Origin of the sequence: Simplicispira sp. 125 (genome assembly GCF_003096555.1) — a bacterium.
Taxonomy (GTDB): Bacteria; Pseudomonadota; Gammaproteobacteria; order Burkholderiales; family Burkholderiaceae_C; genus Simplicispira.
In genome coordinates, this window is record NZ_QEKM01000001.1 from 2566843 (window position 1) to 2586762 (window position 19920).

A 19920-nucleotide genomic window follows, 5' to 3' on the forward strand; every position below is an offset into this window, starting at 1 on the left:
CGTCTCCAGCTACGCCAGCGCCTCCAGGCAAGCCTGCACCACCGTGGGATGGCAGGCCATTTCTACATGGGGCACACCCTCGATCAAGCGGTGGCTGGCACCCGGCAGCGCTGCTGTGCTGGTCGGGAAGACGATGTTGTCGCAGTTGGAATACCAGCAGGTAAACAGCGCCGCACGCCCCGGAGGCTCGGCGCCGCCCAGCGCACCCACCCAATCGCCATGCAGCGCCATCTGCCGGCCATTGACCGCACGCGAGAAGCGTCCGGCCCAGGTGCCCCCATGCGGCGTACCCAGGGTGATGGCGTGGTGCATGCGTGTGTCGGACTGGTACGTGCGCAGCCAGGCACGGATGGCCAAGCCCCCCATGCTGTGCCCGATGAGCAGCGGCGCCATGCCGGTGGCTGCGGTCACGCGGCGCACAGCGTCCTCCACCAGGGGCGCATAGTCGTCGATCGAGCCGAATACCGGCTCCAGGTTGACGGCCACGTAAGCGTGGCCGCTGGCGCGCAGGCGCTCCATCCACGGCAGCCACAGGCCCCGGTTGCACACAAAGCCGTGCACCAGCACCACGCCACGCCGCCCGGTGGGCGCGCCCGGCAGCCAGTCGGGCACCGACTGGCTGCGAAACGGCTGGCGCCAGCAGAACACCACCAGCGCCACACCCAGCTCGCGCCACCAGGCGCGCCAGACCTGGGCCACACGGGCGCGCGGGGCCGGGTCGTCGCGGTTGGTGTGGTGCATCAACATGAACTGCAGGCCCATCACCAGGCCAAAGAACAGCCAGCCCAGCGCCAAGCCGCCCAAGGCCCATGCGGGCGAATGCGGCCAGACGACAAGCAGCCAGGCCAGGTTGCCGAGCACGATGCCCAGGGTCAGAAGGGTTTGCAGGCGGGCAATCATGGCGTGGCGCAGTGGTCTAATGAAAGACACATTGTGCAACCTGACCCGAGCCCATGGACGCTGCTGAAACCATCCGCAATTGCATCGCCGACGTGACCGCCCTGCGCCTGAGCCGCCAGAGCGACCCGGCACTCGCCCAGGCGGTGCTGGAGGTCAAGCAACTGCAGTCCCGCCGCTTCATGGGCACCTATGCCGACCTCATGGCCAACCCCATGGTGGAGCCGGCCACGCGCTTTTTTCTCGATGAGCTGTACAGCCCGGGCGACTTCACCGCCCGCGACGACCAGTTTGGCCGCATCGCGGGCACGCTGCAGACGGTGTTCCCCAAGCCCGTGGTGCAGACCGCCGTCTCGCTGGGCGTGCTGCATGCTCAAACGGAGCATCTCGACCAGGCCATGGGGCGCGTCTGGCTCACCCTTGCCAGTACGCCCGATGCCGCACGCTATGTGGCAGCCTGGCGCGCCGTGGGCGAGCGCCATGCGCGCCACCAGCAACTCGATAGCGTGCTCGCCATCGGCAAAGACCTGACACGCCTCACGCGCATGCCCGGCCTGCGCACCATGCTGCGCATGATGCGCAAGCCCGCGCAGGCGGCGGGCCTGGGCGCGCTGCAGCATTTTCTGGAAACAGGCTTTGACACCTTTGGCGCCCTGGCACGCCAGCGCGGCGCGGTCGAGCAATTTTTGTCCACGGTGCACGAGCGCGAGGCACAACTGATGCAGACCATGTTCGACGCCCCCGCTGTCGCCTGCGCGACCGAACTGGCCACCACCCTAGGACAAGCCCGATAACGGCAAGCATCCGCTTGCTTGAACAATGGTGCCCCACCTCTCTCACCCTTTTTGACGGTTGAACCACGCATGGACAAGATCTGGCTGAAGAATTACCCCGCAGGCGTACCCCACGACGTGCAACCCGAGCAGTACCGCTCGGCCGCACACCTGCTGGAAGAGGCGATGCGTACGCATGCAGCCAACCCCTTCTCGGTGTGCATGGAGCGCTGGATGTCGTACCGCGAGCTCGACCGCCTCAGCGCCGCGCTGGGGGCCTGGCTGCAAGGCCAGGGGCTGGAGCCCGGTGCGCGCGTGGCCATCATGCTGCCCAATATCCCGCAGTTCGCCGTGACCATGGCCGCCGTGCTGCGCGCGGGCTACACCTGCGTCAACGTCAACCCGCTCTACACCGCGCGCGAGCTGGAGCACCAGCTCAAGGACTCGGGCTCCACTGCCATCGTCATCCTGGAGAACTTCGCCCACACGCTGTCCGAGGTCATCGAGCGCACCGGCGTGCAGCATGTGGTCATGGCCTCCATGGGCGACCTGCTGGGCTTTTGGTATGGCCAATGGATCACCTTTGCCGTGCGCCACCTGGCCAAGATGGTCCCGGCCTACGGCCTGCCCCTGTCCCAGGGGCGCCAGGTGGTCAGCTTCAAGAAGGCGCTGGCCCTGGGCGCGCGCCGCAGCCTGCAGCCCAGCCCGGCCAACCTCGACTCCATCGCATTTTTGCAATACACCGGCGGCACCACGGGCCTGTCCAAGGGCGCGGTGCTCACGCACCGCAACATCGTTGCCGCCACACTGCAGGCCGAGGCCTGGTTCACCCCGGCGCTGGCAAAGATGGGCGACCTGTCCAAGGCCAACAATATCGCGGCGCTGCCGCTGTACCACATCTTCGCGCTCACGCTGTGCCTGCTGGCCATCCGCCAGGGCTCCCACCTGACACTGATCCCCAACCCGCGCGACATCCCCAAGTTTGTCGAGGTGCTCAAGAAACGTCCCTTCCACATGCTGCCCGCAGTGAACACGCTGTTCAACGCGCTGCTGCAGAACGCGCAGTTCCGGGCGCTCGACTTCTCGCACCTGTGCGTCTCGCAGGCCGGTGGCATGGCAGCGTCCGAGGGCACGGCGCAGCAGTGGCAAAAAGTGACCGGCCACACCATGATCGAAGGCTGGGGCATGAGCGAGACCTGCGCCATCGGCACCAACAACCCGGTGAACAACACCGAGTTCAGCGGCAACATTGGCTTGCCGCTGCCTGGCATCGACATCGCCATCAAGGACGACGCTGGCAACAGCGTGCCCCAGGGCGAATCGGGCGAAATCTGCATCCGCGGCCCCAACGTCACCCCAGGCTATTACAACCAGCCCGAAGAGAATGCCAAGGCCTTCACGCAAGACGGCTTCATGCGCACGGGAGACATCGGCATCATGGACGCCGAGGGCTTCACACGCATCATCGACCGCAAGAAGGACATGATTCTGGTCAGCGGTTTCAACGTCTTCCCGAACGAAATTGAGAACGTCATCTCTACCTGCCCCGGCGTGCTCGAATGCGCTGCCGTGGGCATCGCCGATGAGAAGCAGGGCGAGGCCGTGAAGGTGTTTGTGGTGCGCAGCGACCCGGCACTGACCGAGGACGATGTGGTGCGCTACTGCCACGACAACCTCACCGGCTACAAGCGGCCCAAGTACATCGAGTTCCGCGACGACCTGCCCAAGACCAATGTCGGCAAAATCCTGCGGCGCGAATTGAGGACAACCCCCTAAGCGGCTGCGCCGCTTGAACGGCTTGGCGGCCCTTGCGCGGCGGTCGCTGGCCTGGGCCGCGCCCATGGATCCACTCTCTATTCAATAGCCTATGACGCATACTGTTCCTACGCTACCGCCCGAAATCACTGTTTTTGAACGCGGCTGGCTGTCGTCCAACAACATCCTGTTCATGGGAAAACGTTCGGGCAATGCGCTGGTGGATACGGGCTACTGCAGCCATGCTGCGCAAACCGTGGCACTGGTGCGTTCGGCCCTGGGCGAGCAACCGCTCTCGCGCATCCTCAACACGCACCTGCACAGCGACCACTGCGGCGGCAACGCCGCACTGCAGGCGGCCTGGCCTGGTGTGCAGACCGCCATCCCTCCCGGGCAGGCCGAGCATGTGCGCCATTGGGACCCCTACGCTCTGAGCTACACCCCCACGGGACAGGAATGCCCGCAGTTCCGCTGCGACGCGGTGCTGGAGCCGGACACCGAGGTGCTGCTGGGCGACACACCCTGGCAGGTGCATGCCGCCCCGGGGCACGACCCGCATTCGGTCGTGTTGTTCGAGCCGCAAGACCGCATCCTGATCTCGGCCGATGCGCTGTGGGAAAACGGCTTTGGCGTGGTCTTCCCTGAACTGGAGGGTGCGCAGGCCTTCGCCGAGGTGTCGGACACCCTCGACCTGATCGAGAAGTTGGCGCCACGCACCGTCATCCCCGGCCACGGCCCGGTGTTCCACGACGCCCCGCGTGCTCTGGGCGTAGCGCGCAAGCGGCTTGATGGTTTTGTGCAGCAACCGCTCAAACACGCGCTCTACGCGGCCAAGGTGCTGCTCAAGTACAAGCTGCTCGAATGGCAAGAAATCTCGGTGACGGACCTGCGCGCCTGGACCGATGCCACACCCTACTTCGGCGCGATGCACGAACGGCATTTCAGTGATCGCAGCCAGAGCGAATGGCTGGAAGGGCTGATGAACGAACTGGTGCGATCGGGCGCTGCGCGGCGCGAGGGCGATCTGCTCATCAACCTCTGACCCGGCAAGTCGCTGGGTACCAAGGCCAGGCTCACATTGCCATCACCACCGGCCCGCCTTTCTGGATGGCGCGCTGGTACGCAGGCCGGGCTTGCATGCGCGCGCAGTAGGCCTGCAAATGGGGGCGTTCGGCCGCCTTGGCACCGCGTGAGAGCGCTGCCTCGACGGCAAAACTCATCTGAAAATCCGCCATGCTCAGGTGCTCACCCGCAAACCAGCGGTGGCGGCCCAGGTGGTCTTCCATATAGGCCAGGCCCGCTTCAACATTGGGATCGATGAGCTGCTGCTGCACTTTGGCGCACAAGGCCCGTGCAATCGGCTTGGCGAAAAAGGGCATGGGCTGGCCCGGAATGCTGACAAACACCAGCTTCATCACCAGCCAGTTCATCAGCGAGCCCTCGGCGTAGTGCATCCAGAAGCGGCAGCGCCGGTGCTCGGGCGTGCCGGGCGCGGGCTGCAGGTGGGCCATGTCGCCCGTGGCGCTGGCGCCGTAGGTTTCCACCAGGTATTCGATGATGGCGCCCGACTCGGCAATCGTCTCGCCCTTGTCCGTAATGACGGGCGACTTGCCCAGCGGGTGCACCTTGCGCAGCGCCGCCGGCGCGAGGCGGGTGCGCGGATCGCGCGCATAGACCTTGAGATCGTAGGGCACGCCCAGTTCTTCCAAAAGCCAGAGGATGCGCTGCGAGCGCGAGGTTTCAAGGTGGTGAACGGTGAGCATGGTCGCCATCTTAGGCAGAAACCCGGTAAGGCGCTGACCCGCGCCGCAATGCATTTGCTATGCTAAAAATAGCTGCTAGCGCTTACCCCGTAAGCGCTAGAGGCCAAAAACATCAAAACCTCAAGGCAAGTCCTTGTTCGCCTCGGGCTCCGCCGTATTGCGCGGACCGATGGTACCCAGGCGGCTTTTGAGCGACTGGGGCTGGCCCGTGATGAGTGCGGCGTAGTTGGTGGTGTTGGCCAGCACCTTCTTCACGTAGTCGCGCGTCTCGGCAAAGGGCACGTTCTCGGCCCAGATGGCGGCGTCGAGCACGGCGCCGTTGCGCCAGTTGCGCGGACGGCCAGGGCCTGCGTTGTAGGCGGCGGCGGCCAGGGGCATGGAGCCGGCAAAGTCGTCCAGCGCCAGCTTGAGGTAGGCCGTGCCGATGGCGATGTTGGTGTCGCGCTGGTTGAGCTGCTCGGGCCGGAAATCGGTCAGGCCGATCTTTTTGGCGGTCCAGCGGGCGGTGGCCGGCATCACCTGCATCAGGCCCGAGGCACCGACGTGCGAGCGCGCGTCCATGATGAAGCGGCTTTCCTGCCGGATCAGGCCGTACACATAGGCCGGGTCCAGCCCGATGGCCTGGGCACGCTCGACCACGGCGCTCTGGAACGGCATGGGAAAGCGCTGCTGCATGTCGATCAGGCTGCGCGTGCGTTCGCTGGTGTTGATGCAGCGGTCCCACACCTGCTGCTGGCAGGCGAAGTCGGCGGCGGCCAGCAGGGCGCGGTCGGACATGCCGCCGTTGTCGTGCAGGTTGGTGGTGTAGTTCCACTCGCGCACGCCCTCGGATCGCAAGCCCATCAAGATCGCGTACAGCCCCCGGTTCAGGCCCAGGTTGGCTTTGGCGGCGGCCTTTTCCTCGTCGGTCAGGGGCGCGGGCGCGGGGGGCAGCGTGACGCGCTGACCCAATTCTTCGAGCGCCAGCTGCTCATAAAAACCACGCGTTCCGGCAATGTTCTGCAGCAGCCGCTGCGCCTGTGCGCGCTCGGCCTCCTGGGGCCGGCCAGCCAGCAGGGCGCGGGCTTTCCAGTACACCCAGGTGCTGTCCTGGCGGGCTTCTTCGCTCATGGCGTCGACTGCCTTGCGCACCACGGTCCACTGCCCTGCGCGCAGCGCAGCGCGCACCTTCCAGGCGAGCTGGTCGTCGCTCAAGTCGGTGTCACGGGTCACATTGGCAAAGTAGCCGGGCGCGTCGGAGGAGAGCCGCTGCGCCGCCGCCTTGCCCATCACGCCCCAGGCCCAGTTGCGTTCTTCGGGTGAGAGGTGCACGCCCCATTTGCTGTCAAGCTGCGCGACTGCGGCATCGACATCGCTGGTGGCCAGCTTGATGAGCGCGAGCAACACCAGTTCCTGGCGCACCTTGCCGCCCGCCGTGGAATGGGCGCGCAGGTATTTGGTCGGCGCATCGAGCAGTTCGCGCATCTTGTCCAACGACTCGGGCGCCACAATTTCGACGGCATTGCGCGCGGCGCGGGGGCGGTTGGCCTCGACCGCCAGGCGGGCCTTGCGCCAGACATCCAGGGCGCTGATCTTGCGGTCGGTATAGAACTGGCTGGCCGCATGGGTGCAGCCATCGTCGGCATCGCGCAGCGCAAACCAGGCTTTCTGCACATCGTCACCGGCGTTGGCCGGGGCTGTGCCTTTGATCTGATCGACCAGCAAGGCATAGCAGCGCACCTCGCGGTCGTCCTGCATGCGGTACTGGGGGTGGTAAGCGGCAAACTGCGCCCAATCGCGGCGCTGGCCCAGCAGCAGCAGCCAGTCGTTGCGCAGGCGGTCTTCCTGGTAGGAGCCAGCGTAGCGCTGCAGAAAGGCCTGCACCTCGGCGTCGGTGGCCTCGTTCAGTCGGGCCTTGAGCGTCCAGTAGGCCGCCCAGGGCTCCAGCGCATGGCCGCGCACGGTGGGCAGGAGCTGTTCGAGCTTTTTGCGGTCACCCTTGCGAAAGGCCTGCTGCATCTCCAGCACGGCATCATCGGCACGGTTTTGTGCCTGCGCCGGGGGCGTTCCCAATGCCAGCCACGCACAGGCCAGAAGCGGTGTCAGAATCTTCAGTGAATACATTGGGGGATTATGTGATGGACAAAGCAGCCCTGCGGCGCACTCTGGTGGAACAACGCTTGAACATGCCCGACCGCCTACAGCGCGCCGACTTGTTACAACAGGCCATGCGCATCTGGCTGATCGGGCGCCCCGACACCGTGATCGGTGCCTACTGGCCGATCAAGGGCGAATTCGACCCCCTGCCCGCATTGCACCGCTGGAAGGAAGACGGAGAACTGCTCGATGAATCGCAGTTGCGCCGCATTGGCCTGCCGGTGGTGAACAAGCAGCACAAGACGCTGACCTTCCACGCCTGGTACCCTGGTTGCGAGATGGAAGAGGACGCCTACGGCATCCCCAAACCCAAGGGCACCGAGCTGATCGTGCCCACACTGCTCTTCGTGCCCTGCGTGGGCTATGGGCCAGGCGGCTACCGGCTGGGCTACGGCGGTGGCTTCTACGACCGCACCCTGGCCACGCTGCAGCCCCGCCCTTTTACGGTGGGGCTGGGCTACACCCAAGGCTATCTGGACGACTTTGAGCCCGAGCCACACGACCTGCCGCTGGACGGCATCCTCAACGACAACGGGGTGGTGTGGCCTGTGTAGGGCGCCCGCTGGGCTGCTGCGGCAAGCTGGCACGGTCTTGCGCTTTGGGTTATTCAGAGCTAGAAGCTGGACCCCGGTAATTTGAGGAATTCAATTTCTTCTGCCGTAGAGACGCGGCCCAGTATCTTGTTCCGGTGGGGATAGCGCCCAAATCGATCGACGATGGCCTTGTGCCGCAGTTCAGGTTCGTACCGAGACGGCGCATGCTGTTGGAACAAAGTTTCAGCCTGTACGTGAATGACCCGGGACTCGCTGTGCATGTAAGGCATGAGGAGGAAGCCGCATTCCTCTGCATCGAGTTTGAACAGAAGGCCTGCCGACACTGCTTCCTGCGCCAAGGCCAGCGCCATCGAGTCCTGGGCAAAGGCCAACGGCGTGCCGCGGTAAATATTCCGTGAGAACTGGTCCAACACGACAATTTCGGCCAAACGCCCTCTGGCGGTTCCACGCCAGACGAACAACTCGCCAGCAGCGGCTTGTTGCAGGACATCCCCAAAGCGCTTCCTTAACAAGGCATCGAAGGACGGATCAAAACACCTCCACTGGTCTTGATCAATTTCCTTAAACCAAAAGGTCAGTATCTCTTCCAACATTTCCGATTCCTACGCTCTCGCTACGCAAGAGAGGCTGCGCAACGCTTTCAAAATAATAGCTTGCTACGCTTACTGCGAAAGCGCCAGAGGCCAAAAAAGCCTGAAGTTAGCAGAGCCATGGCAGGCGAAGCGGCAATGGAACCATCCCAGCTTCCGTGAAGGCCGGTTGGCTAGCGGCTGACAGTAGTTTGCCTGCAGCTTCTGCAGCCCGCATGCACCCGATGGGTTCACGCAGGTGATGGTGGTTTTGGCGCGGCTGCCGTCTGCTTCGGACAGAGTAGACAGCACCGCGCCGGAGGATGGACCGCTGAGGCTTGCGCCGTTTCATTACACATAATTGCAATTTCATATTATTTGTGTAATATTTACCGCCATGCCTTCCTTCCGCACACCCGAACCCAAGGTACAGCCCAAGCACCTGCTGCTCGAGTTGCTGCTGGCCAGCGACGACGAGCCGCTGCCCGTCAGCCATGCCGTGGCCGCATGCGCGGTGTTCGGTCTCAGCGAAAACCATGTGCGCGTAACCCTGGCGCGGCTGGCCGCGCAGGACATGGTGCTGACCACCGAGCGCGGCGCCTACCGCCTGGGCCCGGCGGCGCGCAGCCTGGCGCGGGATGTGGCGAACTGGCGCCACGCCGAACAGCGCCTGCGCCCCTGGAACGGGCAATACGTGGCCGTGCACTGCGGCGCACTGGCACGCAGCGACCGCAGCGCCACCCAACAGCGCGAGCGCGCCCTGCACCTGCTGGGTTTTGCCGAGCTGCAGCGCGACTTTTATGTGCGCCCTGACAACATCGAGCAGGACATCGCCGCCATCCGCGAGCGTCTGCACACGCTGGGGCTGGAGCCACAGGCCGTGGTCTGCGGCTGCACCTCGCTCGACGCGGCGACCGAAGCCGCGGTGGACTTGCTGTGGGACGGCGCCGCCCTCAACCGCGCCTACCGCGCCACGCAACAGCGCCTCGAGGCCTGGCTGGCCGGTGCGGCGCACCTGCCCACGCCACAGGCCGCACGCGAATCCTTCTTTCTCGGCGGTGCGGCCATCCGCCAGCTCGTCTACGACCCGCTGCTGCCCGAGCCCATGGTGGACGGTGCGCTGCGCCAGGCTTTCATCCACAGCGTGCACGCCTTCGACGCGGCGGGCCGCGCTATCTGGAACCGCTTCTACGACACCCTGCCCACCCCCGACACAGCGCCCCGCAAGGCGCGGCTGCGGGTGGCTTGCGGCGCGATAGACAACCGACATGATTTCACTCCGGAGACAACACCATGAACGCCCTTGACGACACCACCCTGAACACCCGCTACCTGGCCAACACCCATGTGGTCGAGAACGTCTCCTGCGAGCTCGCCAACTACAACATGTACGCCCAGGACACCGCGCTGCGCGAAGCCGTGCAGCGCGAGGGCGCGGCCTGGGCCGACGCCGAGCTGCACCGGTTCGGCCAGCTCACCGGTTCGGCCGACTACCTGGAGCAGGGCAACCTGGCCAACAAGTTCCAACCCGAGCTGGAAACACACGACCGCTTTGGCAACCGCATCGACCTGGTCAAATTCCACCCGGCCTACCACCAGTTCATGGGCACGGCGATCGAGCACGGTTTGCATTCCTCGCCCTGGACCGACCCCAAGGGCGGCGCCCACGTGGCGCGTGCCGCTGGCAACTACCTGCAAGCCCAGGTGGAGGCCGGCCACGGCTGCCCCATCACCATGACCTTTGCCGCCATTCCGGCGCTGCGCCTCCAACCCGATCTGGCTGCCTTGTGGGAACCCAAAATCACCGCCCGCGTGTACGACCCGCGCAATATTCCGGTCGAGCAAAAGCAGGGCGTGACCATTGGCATGGCCATGACCGAGAAGCAGGGCGGATCGGACGTGCAGGCCAACAGCACACGCGCCTACCCCGTGGCGCAAGGCGGCCCCGGCCAGGCTTATGAGCTGGTGGGCCACAAATACTTCGTCTCGGCCCCCATGTGCGACGCCTTCCTGGTGCTGGCGCACACCGACAAGGGCCTGTCGTGCTTCCTGCTGCCGCGCTGGCGCCCGGACGGCAGCAAGAACCCCATGCAGGTGCTGCGCCTGAAGAAAAAGATGGGCAACGCCTCCAACGCGTCGAGCGAAACCGAACTGCGCGGCGCGCTGGCCTGGATGGTGGGCGAGGAAGGGCGTGGCGTGCGCAACATCATCGAAATGGTGGCCATGACGCGCTTTGACTGCATGGTGGGTTCGAGCGCGGGCATGCGCATGGCGCTGTCGCAGGCGCTGCACCACTGCGCGCACCGCAGCGCCTTTGGCGCGCGCCTCAACCAACAGCCGCTGATGCAGAACGTGCTGGCCGACCTGGCGCTGGAGAGCGAGGCCGCAATGACGCTCTCCATGCGCGTGGCGCGCGCGCTCGACCACCGCGAGGACCGCCACGAAGACTTGCTGGTGCGCCTGGTGACCGCCGTGGGCAAATACTGGATCTGCAAGCGCACGCCGGGCCACGCCTACGAGGCCATGGAGTGCATCGGCGGCAGCGGCGTGATGGAAGACAGCATGTTCCCGCGCCTGTTCCGCGAATCGCCGGTCAACGCCATCTGGGAAGGCAGCGGCAACATCCAGTGCCTGGACGTGCTGCGCGCCATGGGCAAGACCCCCGAAGTGGTGGAGGCCTTCTTCACCGAACTGCGCCACACCCAGGGCCAGAACCGCTTGCTGGACGAACATGTACGCGATCTGGGCAAGGAATTTGCCGACACCGCCGACCTGCAATACCGCGCCCGCCACGTCGTCGAGCGCATGGCCCTGGCGCTGCAGGCGTCCCTGCTGGTGCGCAGCGCCCCGGCCTTCGTGGCCGACGCGTTCTGCGCCTCGCGCTTGGCGCCGCAAGGCAGCTTCAACTACGGCGCATTGCCGCGCGGGGTGGATGTGGCCGCCATCATCGAGCGCGCCACGCCACGGCTGGACTGAAGACCCTGGCCGGGTCAGCGGCATCCGTCCACTGCGCGCCGCACCCCGCCTACCTTGCCGCACAATGGGCTGCTCCTTCGCGGTCCATTTTTTCTTCAGCAGGTGCCCCATGCTCAAGCTCTACATCGGCAACAAGAACTACTCCTCCTGGTCCATGCGCCCCTGGGTGCTGCTGCGCCAGGCCGGCATCCCTTTCGAGGAAGTGCTGGCCCGCTTTGACAGCTTTGACGCCAGCTCGCAATTCAAGGCCACGCTGGCTGGTATTTCGCCCACCGGCAAGGTACCCGTACTGGTCGACGGCGACCTGACGGTGTGGGACACCCTGGCCATTGCCGAATACCTGGCCGAAACCTATCCCGAAAAACAGCTCTGGCCCCAGGACAAGGCGGCCCGCGCCCAGGCCCGCAGCATCACCGCCGAAATGCACAGCGGCTTTGCCGCCCTGCGCGGCGCCTGCCCGATGAACATCGAGGCCGACCTGACCCAGCAAGGCGCACTGATCTGGCGCGACAAGCCTGCCGTGCGCGCCGATGTGCAACGCCTGGTCGACATGTGGAGTGGTCTGCTGGAAGAGCATGGCGGCCCGATGCTGTTCGGCGCATTCACCATCGCCGACGCCTTCTACGCCCCGGTGTGCATGCGCCTGCACAGCTACGGTCTACCCTTGCCTGCGCACATCCAGGATTACGTGCAGCGCGTGCGCGAACTGCCCGGTGCCAAGGCCTGGATCGACGGCGCCCTGGCCGAGCAGGACTTCCGGGCGTTCGAGGAGCCTTACCGGCTCCAGCGCTGAAACGCCACTCACCCCGGCCGGAACTGCTTGCGCAAAAACGGCTTGTGCCGCGCGATATGCGCCAGCTGCGCGGGGGCGATGGAGCCGCCCAGGGTTTCGTCCTCGGTGTTGAGCACTGCGTTGGCGTGCTGCATGGCGCGCGCCACCACGTCGGCCTCGCTCACGCCCTGCTGCGCGGCCAGGTCCATGGCGACGCGGCGCATGGCGCGCTGCGAGAGCATCCACATGGCACCGAAGGCGTCCCACGCGCTGGCGGCCTCCAGGGCCTTGTCCCGGTCGGCCAGGATTTCGTTCAGGGGTTTGGCCAGCAATTCCTGCAAACCTTCGAGCTGCTCCTGCAGCGCCTCGGCGCGCTGCTGCAGTTGCGCGGCAGCCGCCTCGGTGGCCGAGGGCGCTGCCGGCACGGGAATGGGCAGGCTGCCGTCCAGGTTGGGCTGAACGATGGTGATGTGGGGCGATGAGGACATGGGCAGACTCCAGAGACAATGGGTGCCTTGAAGGGCCGTGAATAGTAACTACACTGCCCGCATGCAAATCTACATGGTGGGGGGCGCTGTGCGCGACCGGCTGCTGGGCCGCCCCGTGAACGACCACGATTGGGTGGTGGTAGGCGCCACGCCGCAGCAGATGCTGGACCTGGGCTACCTGCCCGTGGGGCGCGACTTTCCGGTTTTTCTGCACCCCGAGACGCACGAGGAATACGCGCTGGCGCGCACCGAGCGCAAGAGCGGGCGCGGCTACCGGGGGTTTGTGGTGCAAAGCTCGCCCGAGGTCACGCTCGAAGAGGACCTCTCGCGGCGCGATCTCACTATCAATGCAATAGCTTCCAGCGCAGAATGGACGGGCGTTACAGGCATTTTTGACCCCTATAACGGTGCACGCGACCTGCGCGACAAGGTACTGCGCCATGTGACCGGCGCCTTCCATGACGACCCGGTGCGCATCCTGCGCGTGGCACGTTTTGCGGCGCGGTTCACCGACTTCACCGTGGCGTCCGAAACCCTGGCCCTGATGCGCTCCATGGTGCACAACGGCGAGGCAGACCACCTGGTGCCCGAGCGTGTGTGGCAAGAGCTGGCGCGCGGGCTGATGGAAGACAAGCCCTCACGCATGTTCGACGTACTGCGCGCCTGCGGGGCGCTCAGGGTGGTACTGCCCGAGGTGGACCGGCTGTGGGGCGTTCCCCAGCGCCCTGAATACCACCCCGAGATCGACACCGGCATCCACCTGATGATGGTGCTGGACATGGCAGCGCGTCTGCAGGCACCGCTGGCCGTGCGCTTTGCCTGCCTGACGCACGACCTGGGCAAGGGCACCACGCCCCAGGACATGCTGCCACGCCACATTGGCCACGAACAGCGCAGCGCAAAGCTGCTCAAGGGCCTGTGCGAACGCTTGCGCATACCCACCGACTGCCGCGAGCTGGCCGACGTGGTGGCGCGCGAGCACGGCAACATCCACCGCAGTGGCGAGCTGGCACCTGCTGCGCTTTTGCGCTTGCTGGAGCGCTGCGATGCCATCCGCAAACCAGCGCGCTTCGAAGACGTGCTGCTGGCCTGCGAATGCGATGCGCGCGGGCGGCTGGGTTTCGAAGAGTCGGCCTACCCCCAGCGCGAACGGCTGCTAGCCGCTTTGGCCGCAGCACGCGCGGTGGACACGGCCCCCATCGCGACCGAAGCCGCAGCGCGCGGCTTCAAGGGGCCGCAGGTAGGGGAGCAAATTCACGCGGCGCGGGTACGCGCCATCGCCGCCGTATTTGCGGCCTGAGCGATTCCAAAAAACTACCACAGCCGCTGTGGCGGGGGCAAAAAAGGCGCCTGATCCCACGCTGCGGGCTTGTACCATCAAGCACTTATGCGCCTTCTCGCTCAGCTTTTCTTTCGCGTTGTCCGGTTTTGCCTGCCTTTCGGTTCCCCCAAAGCGGTCCGCACTGGCGGTAATAGGCCTGCGCCAGGATGTCGGCACGCCGCCTGGCTCATCGTGCTGGCCTGCAGCAGCCTGGGCGTTGGTGCTGCGATGGCGGCTGACGTGCCATCGGCCAGCGTCTACCTCGAAGACCTGACATGGACCGAGCTGCAGGGCCGCATCGCCGCGGGCAGCACCACCGTGTTGGTGCCGATTGGCGGCACCGAGCAGAGTGGGCCACACATGGTGCTGGGCAAACACAATGCGCGCGTCCACTTCCTGGCCGGGCAGATCGCGCAGCGCGCCGGGGGTGTGCTGGTGGCGCCCGTGCTGGCCTATGTGCCGGAGGGTTCCATTGACCCGCCACAGGCACACATGCGCTTTGCAGGCACGATTTCGATTCCCGATGCCGCCTTTGAAGCCGTGCTGGAGGGCGCTGCGCGCTCATTCAAACAGCACGGCTTTCGCCATGTCGTGTTCCTGGGTGACCACGGCGGCTACCAACCGCTCGAAGCGCGGGTGGCCAACCGCCTCAACCGCGCGTGGGCGAGCGACCCCAGCTGCCGCGTGCATGCGCTGGCCGAGTATTACCAGGTCACGCAATCGCTCTACGTGGCTGGTTTGCTGGACAAAGGCTTCACCCGTGCTGAAATCGGCACCCATGCCGGCCTGGCCGACACGGCGCTGGCGCTGGCGGTGGACCCCGCGCTGGTGCGCGCTGGTGCACTGACCACCGCAGCGCAGGCCGGCAAGCGAGGCGGCGTCTACGGCGACCCGCGCCGCGCGACGGCTGCACTGGGGCACATCGGCGTGGATCTGATCGTGGACAGCAGCGTGGCCGCTTTGCATGCGCTCATGCAGGCGCCTACCAATTCTGGCCCTTCGCCAACCATCCCCCAAAAATGAGATTTGCTCCCATGAAAGCCACGCTCCTTTTTCTAACTGCGTTCAGCGTGCTAGGCGCCAGCGCAGCCCCCCGCCAGGAGGCCAGCGCACCGGCGCAGGCGCAAGGCACGGCAGCGACGATTGCACAGACGCCCCCCATCAAGACCGTACCTGGCATGCCGCCAGTGCCCGACGCGAGAAATATCTACAGCGAAACCACGCCGAACCACATGGGTTCTGCCGTGAAAGACCACCTTGAGCGGATCTACGTGCCCAACCTGCGCTCCAAGTCCGTGTCCGTGATTGACCCCCACACCATGAAAGTGGTAGACACCCTGCGCGTGCAGAAAAGCCCGCAACACGTTGTTCCGTCATGGGATTTGTCGACTCTTTGGGTGGCCAACAACGCCGAGCGCAGCAACGAGGGCAGCCTGACACCCATCGACCCGCGAACCGGCCAGGCCGGCAAACCGGTGCCTGTGGACGACCCCTACAACGTGTATTTCACGCCCGATGGCGCCTCACTCATCGTCGTCGCCGAAGACCGGCGCAGGCTGGATTTTCGAGACCCGAAGACGCTGGCCATGCAGTACTCGATCAGCACGCCCCGATGTGGAGGCATCAACCACGGCGAATTCTCGATCGACGGCCGGTTCGCGCTCTTCACCTGTGAGTTTGACGGCACGGTGGCAAAAATCGACCTCATCAACCGGGTAGTGCTGGGCTACCTGAAGCTGAAGATGCCCGCTGTGCGCTTTGCAGAGTCGAAGGCCGCGCTCAACCCTCTGGAAACCGAGGTTTGCACCTCGACCAAGGGCATGCCGCAGGACATCCGCATATCCCCTGACGGCAAGCGCTTCTTTGTGGCCGACATGGACGCCGATGGCGTGCATGTGCTGGATGGTGATGCGTTCACGGAAGTTGGCTTCATTTCTACCGGGCTGGGCGCGCACGGGCTGTACCCGAGCCGCGACGGCAAGCGCCTGTATGTGGCGAACCGCGGAACGCACAAGATCCACGGCACCAAAAAGGGCCCTGGCGGGGTGAGCGTGATCGATTTCGCCACCCAGACCGTCGTCGCGCAATGGCCCGTCCCCGGGGGCGGCAGCCCCGACATGGGCAACGTGAGTGCCGACGGCAAGTGGCTCTGGCTGTCGGGTCGGTATGACGATGTGGTGTACCGGTTCGATACGGTGACCGGCGCAGTGACCAAGGTGCGCGTGGGCGCCGAGCCCCACGGCTTGACCGTCTGGCCGCAGCCGGGGCGTTACTCGCTGGGGCACACGGGCAATATGCGCTAAGGCGATGCTGAATAAATCACCGCGATGATGCGCGCCGTGCATCGGGATGGGATGCAAGGCGCGTGAGGGACTGGTTCAGCATTGCCCTCACGCTGCTTCACAGCACCGAACGCACCCAGCGCTCAATGTCCGCCGCGCCCAGCGCGCCAGAGATACGTGCCGCCTCGCGCCCGCCCTTGAACAGCACCATGGTCGGGATGCTGCGGATGTTGTAGGGCGCCGCCACCTGCGGATGCGCCTCGGTGTCGAGCTTGGCCAGGCGCACCTGCGGCTCCAGCGCACGCGCTGCCTGGGCAAAGGCCGGCGCCATCTGGCGACACGGGCCGCACCAGGGCGCCCAAAAATCCACCAGCACCGGGATATGGCTGCGCTGCACATGCTTGCCAAAGCTGGTGGCATCCAGCTCCAGCGGCGCACCCGCAAACAGCGGCTGGTGGCAATTGCCGCAATCCGGTGCGCTGCCCAGTTGCGCGGCTTGCACGCGGTTGGTGGTGTGGCAATGGGGGCAGACGATGTGCAGGGCTTCGGTCATGGTGGGTGCTTTCAGAACGTTCTCATTCCGACATCGGGCCACAGGCCGCGAAATTCAAGCGCTCGGGCTCCGATCACAACCACTTGACGGCCAAGCTCAGCACAAAGCTGAGCAGCACCGTGCTGGCCAGCGGAATGAACCATTCCCGCCCGAACAGCCGGAACCGAAAATCCCCCGGCAAGCGCCCCAGGCCCATGCGCTGCAGCCACGGCGACAGGCCATTGATCAAGACCAGCGCCAGAAAGACAACGATGAGCCAGCGGATCATGGCGATGGAGAATCGTTGTCAGAGCCGGTGCGTGCGGTCACCCTGCACAAAACCCAGGGCGTCCCACGGTTCACCCTTGCACAGGGCCAGCACCTTGAACAGCTCGCCCATTTCGTGCTCCATGATCAATTTGGCCGCAATCACCCGTCCCTCCAGCGGTTGCAGCTCCATTTTTGAGAGCAACCCACAGTTGATAAGAAAGTGCGCCTGCGTGGTGTAGCCCAGCACGCTCCAGCCCTGGCCTGGCGGCAAAAGCTGGTCTTGCGCGGCCAGCGCCATGGCCGTGAAGTTGACATGCGCGGTAATGTCCTTGAGGCCCACGTCCACCAGCGGGTTGTCGTCCGCCTGGTGCGCACGGTGGCACATCACCGTGCCCATGTGGCGCTGCGGGTGGTAGTACTCACTCTCGCCAAAACCATAGTCAACAAAGAAGGCCGCACCGCGCACCAGGCGGTCGCCCAGGGTCTGCAGAAAGGCCTCGGCCTGCGGGTGCACCTCGGTCAGGTAGTCGTGGGGGCCTTCGATTTCGACCGGTGGGCGCAGCGCCGTAGGCTGGTCGGCCCAGGCAAACGCGCCATCGTGCAGGACCACGCCGCGCTCATGCCACACGCCGTTCTGCGCCCCGCCATGGCGCGCCAGCAGTTTGACAGGCATGGCATCCAGCACCTCGTTGCCCACGACCACGCCCTCAAAAGACGGGGGCAGCGCATCGACCCAGCGCACCGTTTCCGCGTGCCCAGCCAACAGCGCTTGCTGGCGCGCACGCAAGCTGCCCGAAAGATCGACGATGGTGTAGCGGCGCACGCGCGCGCCCAGGGCGTCCAGCAATTGCAGCGCCAAAGCGCCCGAGCCCGCGCCAAACTCCCACACTTCGTCAGTGCCGGTGCGCTCCAGGGCTTCTTCGACCTGCACGGCCAGCGTCTGGCCAAACAGCGGCGTCATCTCGGGAGCGGTCACAAAATCGCTGCCCGAACTGGGCAGGGTGCCAAACTTGGGCAAGGGGCCGGCGTAATAGCCCAGGCCAGGCGCATACAGGGCCAGCTCCATGAAGCGGTCAAAGCCGATCCAGCCACCAGCCGATGCAATGGCCTGCGCGATATGGGCTTGCAGGGCGGTCGTTAAACTTGTGGGTTCTTTTGTCACGGCCTGCATTGTCCCCGAATGTCCTCCCCGCTTCCTCCACGCACTGTTCTGGTCACCGGCGCCGCCCGGCGCCTGGGCCGTGCTTTCAGTCTGGCCTTTGCCCGGGCCGGCTGGGATGTGGCTTGCCACTACCAGTACTCGCGCGACGAAGCCCTGCAGACCTGCGCCGAGATCGAGGCGTTGGGCCGCCAGGCCTGGGCCATTGGCGGCACGCTGGCCGATACCGCCGCGCAGCAGCACGTTTTTGATGGCACCGTGCAAGCCCTGGGCCGCTGGCCCGATGCGATCGTGAACAACGCCTCGCTGTTCGAGGCCGACACGGGCGTCCATTTTTCACCCGCCCTGCTACAGCAGCAGATGCAAGTGAACCTGGCAGCGCCGCTGCACCTGGGCAGCCTGCTGGCGCGGGCAGTGCAGCAGGCCTCTGCAGGGGGCGCGGTGCCGATCGTGGTGCATGTGCTGGACCAAAAGGTGTTCAACCTCAACCCCGACTATTTTTCCTACACGCTCACCAAACTGGCGCTGGAGCGCGCCGTGGCGCTGCAGGCGCAGGCGCTGGCGCCGCATGTGCGGGTCTGCGGCCTGGCCCCGGGCCTGGTTTACGTGAGCGGTCCACAAACGGGCGATAACTTCCATCGCGCCAGCCGCGTAAACCTGCTGCAAAGCCCGACAGACCCGGACGATGTGGCGCGCACCGCGGTGTTTATGGCTGAAAATGCATCCATGACCGGCATCACCATCACGGTGGACAAGGGTCAACACCTGGTGCCCCTGGAGCGCGACATCATGTTCGTGGCCGAGCAACTGGCGCAAACTGCGCCCCCAGGCAAGCCATGACCTCTCCCCTCCTGATCGACCCGCTGCTCACACACTACCGGCGTATTTTTCTGCGTGGCCTGTGCCGCACGGTGCGCATCGGTATCCACGACTTCGAGCGCGCTGCGGCCCAGCGCATCCTGTTCGACATCGATATGTACGTGCCTCTGAGCGACAACACCCCACAGCACGACCAGATCGACGAAGTGGTGGACTACGATTTTGTCCGCCGCGAAGTCACCCGCATCATCGAGCGCGGCCACATTGGTCTGCAGGAAACCCTGTGCGACGCCGTGCTCGACGCCCTGCTGGCGCACCCACAAGTCTCGGCGGCGCGTGTGTCCACGCGCAAGCCCGATGTGTACGACGACTGCGAAGCGGTGGGCGTCGAGGCCTTCAAGGCCAAGCCCATGCCCCCCTTTTTACCGACCACACCCGCACCATGACTTCTCCGGCATCGGGCCAGCAGACCCTCTCTCTCACCGGCTTGCGTTTCAACGCCAACGTCGGCATCCTGGCGCACGAAAAGAATGCGCCCCAGCCCATCCAGGTGGACGCAGAACTGAGCCTGGGCGAGCAACCCCTGGCGCCGCGCGACGACGACATCCTGCATGTGCTCGACTACCGGCGCGTGCGCCAGATCATCATCGACGAGTGCACGGCCGAGCATGTGAATCTGCTGGAGACGCTGATCGGCAAGCTCTCGCACCGGCTCATGCAACTGCCCGGCGTGCTGGGCGTGCGCGTGAAAATTGCCAAACTCGAAATTTTTGGCGACTGCGAGGTCGCCATCCGCATGGACACAGGACAGTGGTGAACGCAATGAATGCAATGGATACCAGCGCTTGGACGGG

The 19920-nt window shown here is 65.3% G+C and carries 21 protein-coding genes; 13 read left to right on the forward strand and 8 right to left on the reverse strand.

The window, feature by feature from the left end; genetic code table 11:
- Window positions 1-9: 9 nt before the first annotated feature.
- Window positions 10-900 (reverse strand): alpha/beta fold hydrolase, encoded by an 891-nt coding sequence (locus tag C8D04_RS11975; RefSeq protein WP_116005053.1) that lies wholly within the window; start codon window positions 898-900, stop codon window positions 10-12.
- Between the two features lie 53 nt (window positions 901-953).
- Here C8D04_RS11975 and C8D04_RS11980 point away from each other — a divergent pair, with 53 nt between their 5' ends.
- The 3 genes from C8D04_RS11980 to C8D04_RS11990 all read left to right on the forward strand — a co-directional run bounded on the left by C8D04_RS11980 (window position 954) and on the right by C8D04_RS11990 (window position 4467).
- Entirely contained in the window at window positions 954-1691 is a 738-nt protein-coding gene (locus tag C8D04_RS11980; protein ID WP_116005054.1) for a hypothetical protein, read from the forward strand.
- Window positions 1692-1760: 69 nt separating this feature from the next.
- Window positions 1761-3446 (forward strand): AMP-binding protein, encoded by a 1686-nt coding sequence (locus C8D04_RS11985; protein WP_116005055.1) that lies wholly within the window; start codon window positions 1761-1763, stop codon window positions 3444-3446.
- Between the two features lie 91 nt (window positions 3447-3537).
- Entirely contained in the window at window positions 3538-4467 is a 930-nt protein-coding gene (locus tag C8D04_RS11990) for an MBL fold metallo-hydrolase (RefSeq protein WP_116005056.1), read from the forward strand.
- Between the two features lie 31 nt (window positions 4468-4498).
- On the opposite strand, the gene C8D04_RS11995 is transcribed toward C8D04_RS11990, so the two are convergent.
- On the reverse strand, window positions 4499-5188 hold the full coding sequence (locus C8D04_RS11995; RefSeq protein ID WP_199563000.1) for a glutathione S-transferase: 690 nt from the start codon (window positions 5186-5188) through the stop codon (window positions 4499-4501).
- A 120-nt stretch (window positions 5189-5308) separates the two neighbouring features.
- A complete protein-coding gene (locus tag C8D04_RS12000; RefSeq protein WP_116005058.1) occupies window positions 5309-7291 on the reverse strand; it encodes a lytic transglycosylase domain-containing protein in 1983 nt (660 codons plus the stop codon).
- Between the two features lie 14 nt (window positions 7292-7305).
- Here C8D04_RS12000 and C8D04_RS12005 point away from each other — a divergent pair, with 14 nt between their 5' ends.
- Window positions 7306-7878 (forward strand): 5-formyltetrahydrofolate cyclo-ligase, encoded by a 573-nt coding sequence (locus C8D04_RS12005; protein WP_116005059.1) that lies wholly within the window; start codon window positions 7306-7308, stop codon window positions 7876-7878.
- Between the two features lie 59 nt (window positions 7879-7937).
- On the opposite strand, the gene C8D04_RS12010 is transcribed toward C8D04_RS12005, so the two are convergent.
- Entirely contained in the window at window positions 7938-8471 is a 534-nt protein-coding gene (locus tag C8D04_RS12010) for a DUF924 family protein (protein WP_116005060.1), read from the reverse strand.
- A gap of 373 nt (window positions 8472-8844) precedes the next feature.
- Between C8D04_RS12010 and C8D04_RS12015 the strand changes: the two genes are divergently transcribed.
- From C8D04_RS12015 to C8D04_RS12025, 3 genes are all read left to right on the forward strand, one after another.
- Window positions 8845-9744: a PaaX family transcriptional regulator C-terminal domain-containing protein gene (locus tag C8D04_RS12015; RefSeq protein WP_116005061.1), complete on the forward strand. Its 900-nt coding sequence runs from the start codon at window positions 8845-8847 to the stop codon at window positions 9742-9744.
- On the forward strand, window positions 9741-11423 hold the full coding sequence (locus C8D04_RS12020; RefSeq protein WP_116005062.1) for an isovaleryl-CoA dehydrogenase: 1683 nt from the start codon (window positions 9741-9743) through the stop codon (window positions 11421-11423). The genes C8D04_RS12015 and C8D04_RS12020 overlap by 4 nt, the downstream gene beginning before the upstream one ends.
- Window positions 11424-11532: 109 nt before the next feature.
- Complete coding sequence (locus tag C8D04_RS12025; protein WP_116005063.1) at window positions 11533-12216, forward strand: glutathione S-transferase family protein; 684 nt, start codon at window positions 11533-11535, stop codon at window positions 12214-12216.
- Window positions 12217-12224: 8 nt separating this feature from the next.
- Here C8D04_RS12025 and C8D04_RS12030 read toward each other — a convergent pair whose 3' ends face one another.
- Window positions 12225-12683 carry a hypothetical protein gene (locus C8D04_RS12030; RefSeq protein WP_116005064.1) on the reverse strand — a complete coding sequence of 153 codons (459 nt, stop codon included), beginning with the start codon at window positions 12681-12683 and terminating at the stop codon, window positions 12225-12227.
- 61 nt (window positions 12684-12744) lie between these two features.
- Here C8D04_RS12030 and C8D04_RS12035 point away from each other — a divergent pair, with 61 nt between their 5' ends.
- The 3 genes from C8D04_RS12035 (at window position 12745) to C8D04_RS12045 (ending at window position 16307) form a co-directional block, all read left to right on the forward strand.
- A complete protein-coding gene (locus C8D04_RS12035; protein ID WP_116005065.1) occupies window positions 12745-13983 on the forward strand; it encodes a multifunctional CCA addition/repair protein in 1239 nt (412 codons plus the stop codon).
- Window positions 13984-14196: 213 nt separating this feature from the next.
- The gene (locus C8D04_RS12040) at window positions 14197-15027 is read left to right on the forward strand and encodes a creatininase family protein (RefSeq protein WP_233521164.1); all 831 of its coding nucleotides are present in this window, start codon (window positions 14197-14199) and stop codon (window positions 15025-15027) included.
- A 155-nt stretch (window positions 15028-15182) separates the two neighbouring features.
- Window positions 15183-16307, forward strand: coding sequence for a YncE family protein (locus C8D04_RS12045; RefSeq protein ID WP_233521256.1), 1125 nt, complete (start codon window positions 15183-15185; stop codon window positions 16305-16307).
- 97 nt (window positions 16308-16404) lie between these two features.
- Here the strand turns inward: C8D04_RS12045 and trxC are convergent, their stop codons facing one another.
- The 3 genes from trxC to C8D04_RS12060 form a co-directional block, all read right to left on the reverse strand.
- Window positions 16405-16839, reverse strand: a complete 435-nt coding sequence (gene trxC / locus C8D04_RS12050; protein ID WP_116005067.1) for a thioredoxin TrxC — start codon at window positions 16837-16839, stop codon at window positions 16405-16407.
- Between the two features lie 73 nt (window positions 16840-16912).
- On the reverse strand, window positions 16913-17107 hold the full coding sequence (locus C8D04_RS12055) for a DUF2905 domain-containing protein (protein ID WP_024813073.1): 195 nt from the start codon (window positions 17105-17107) through the stop codon (window positions 16913-16915).
- 18 nt (window positions 17108-17125) lie between these two features.
- Window positions 17126-18259 carry an SAM-dependent methyltransferase gene (locus C8D04_RS12060; protein ID WP_116005068.1) on the reverse strand — a complete coding sequence of 378 codons (1134 nt, stop codon included), beginning with the start codon at window positions 18257-18259 and terminating at the stop codon, window positions 17126-17128.
- A gap of 9 nt (window positions 18260-18268) precedes the next feature.
- On the opposite strand from C8D04_RS12060, the gene C8D04_RS12065 reads away from it, so the two are divergent.
- From C8D04_RS12065 to C8D04_RS12075, 3 genes are read left to right on the forward strand one after another with little or no spacing between them, the layout of a single operon-like run.
- The gene (locus C8D04_RS12065; protein ID WP_116005069.1) at window positions 18269-19087 is read left to right on the forward strand and encodes an SDR family NAD(P)-dependent oxidoreductase; all 819 of its coding nucleotides are present in this window, start codon (window positions 18269-18271) and stop codon (window positions 19085-19087) included.
- Window positions 19084-19512, forward strand: a complete 429-nt coding sequence (locus C8D04_RS12070) for a dihydroneopterin aldolase (RefSeq protein ID WP_116005070.1) — start codon at window positions 19084-19086, stop codon at window positions 19510-19512. The genes C8D04_RS12065 and C8D04_RS12070 overlap by 4 nt, the downstream gene beginning before the upstream one ends.
- Window positions 19509-19883: a dihydroneopterin aldolase gene (locus C8D04_RS12075; protein ID WP_116005071.1), complete on the forward strand. Its 375-nt coding sequence runs from the start codon at window positions 19509-19511 to the stop codon at window positions 19881-19883. The genes C8D04_RS12070 and C8D04_RS12075 overlap by 4 nt, the downstream gene beginning before the upstream one ends.
- The last annotated feature ends 37 nt before the right edge of the window (window positions 19884-19920 follow it).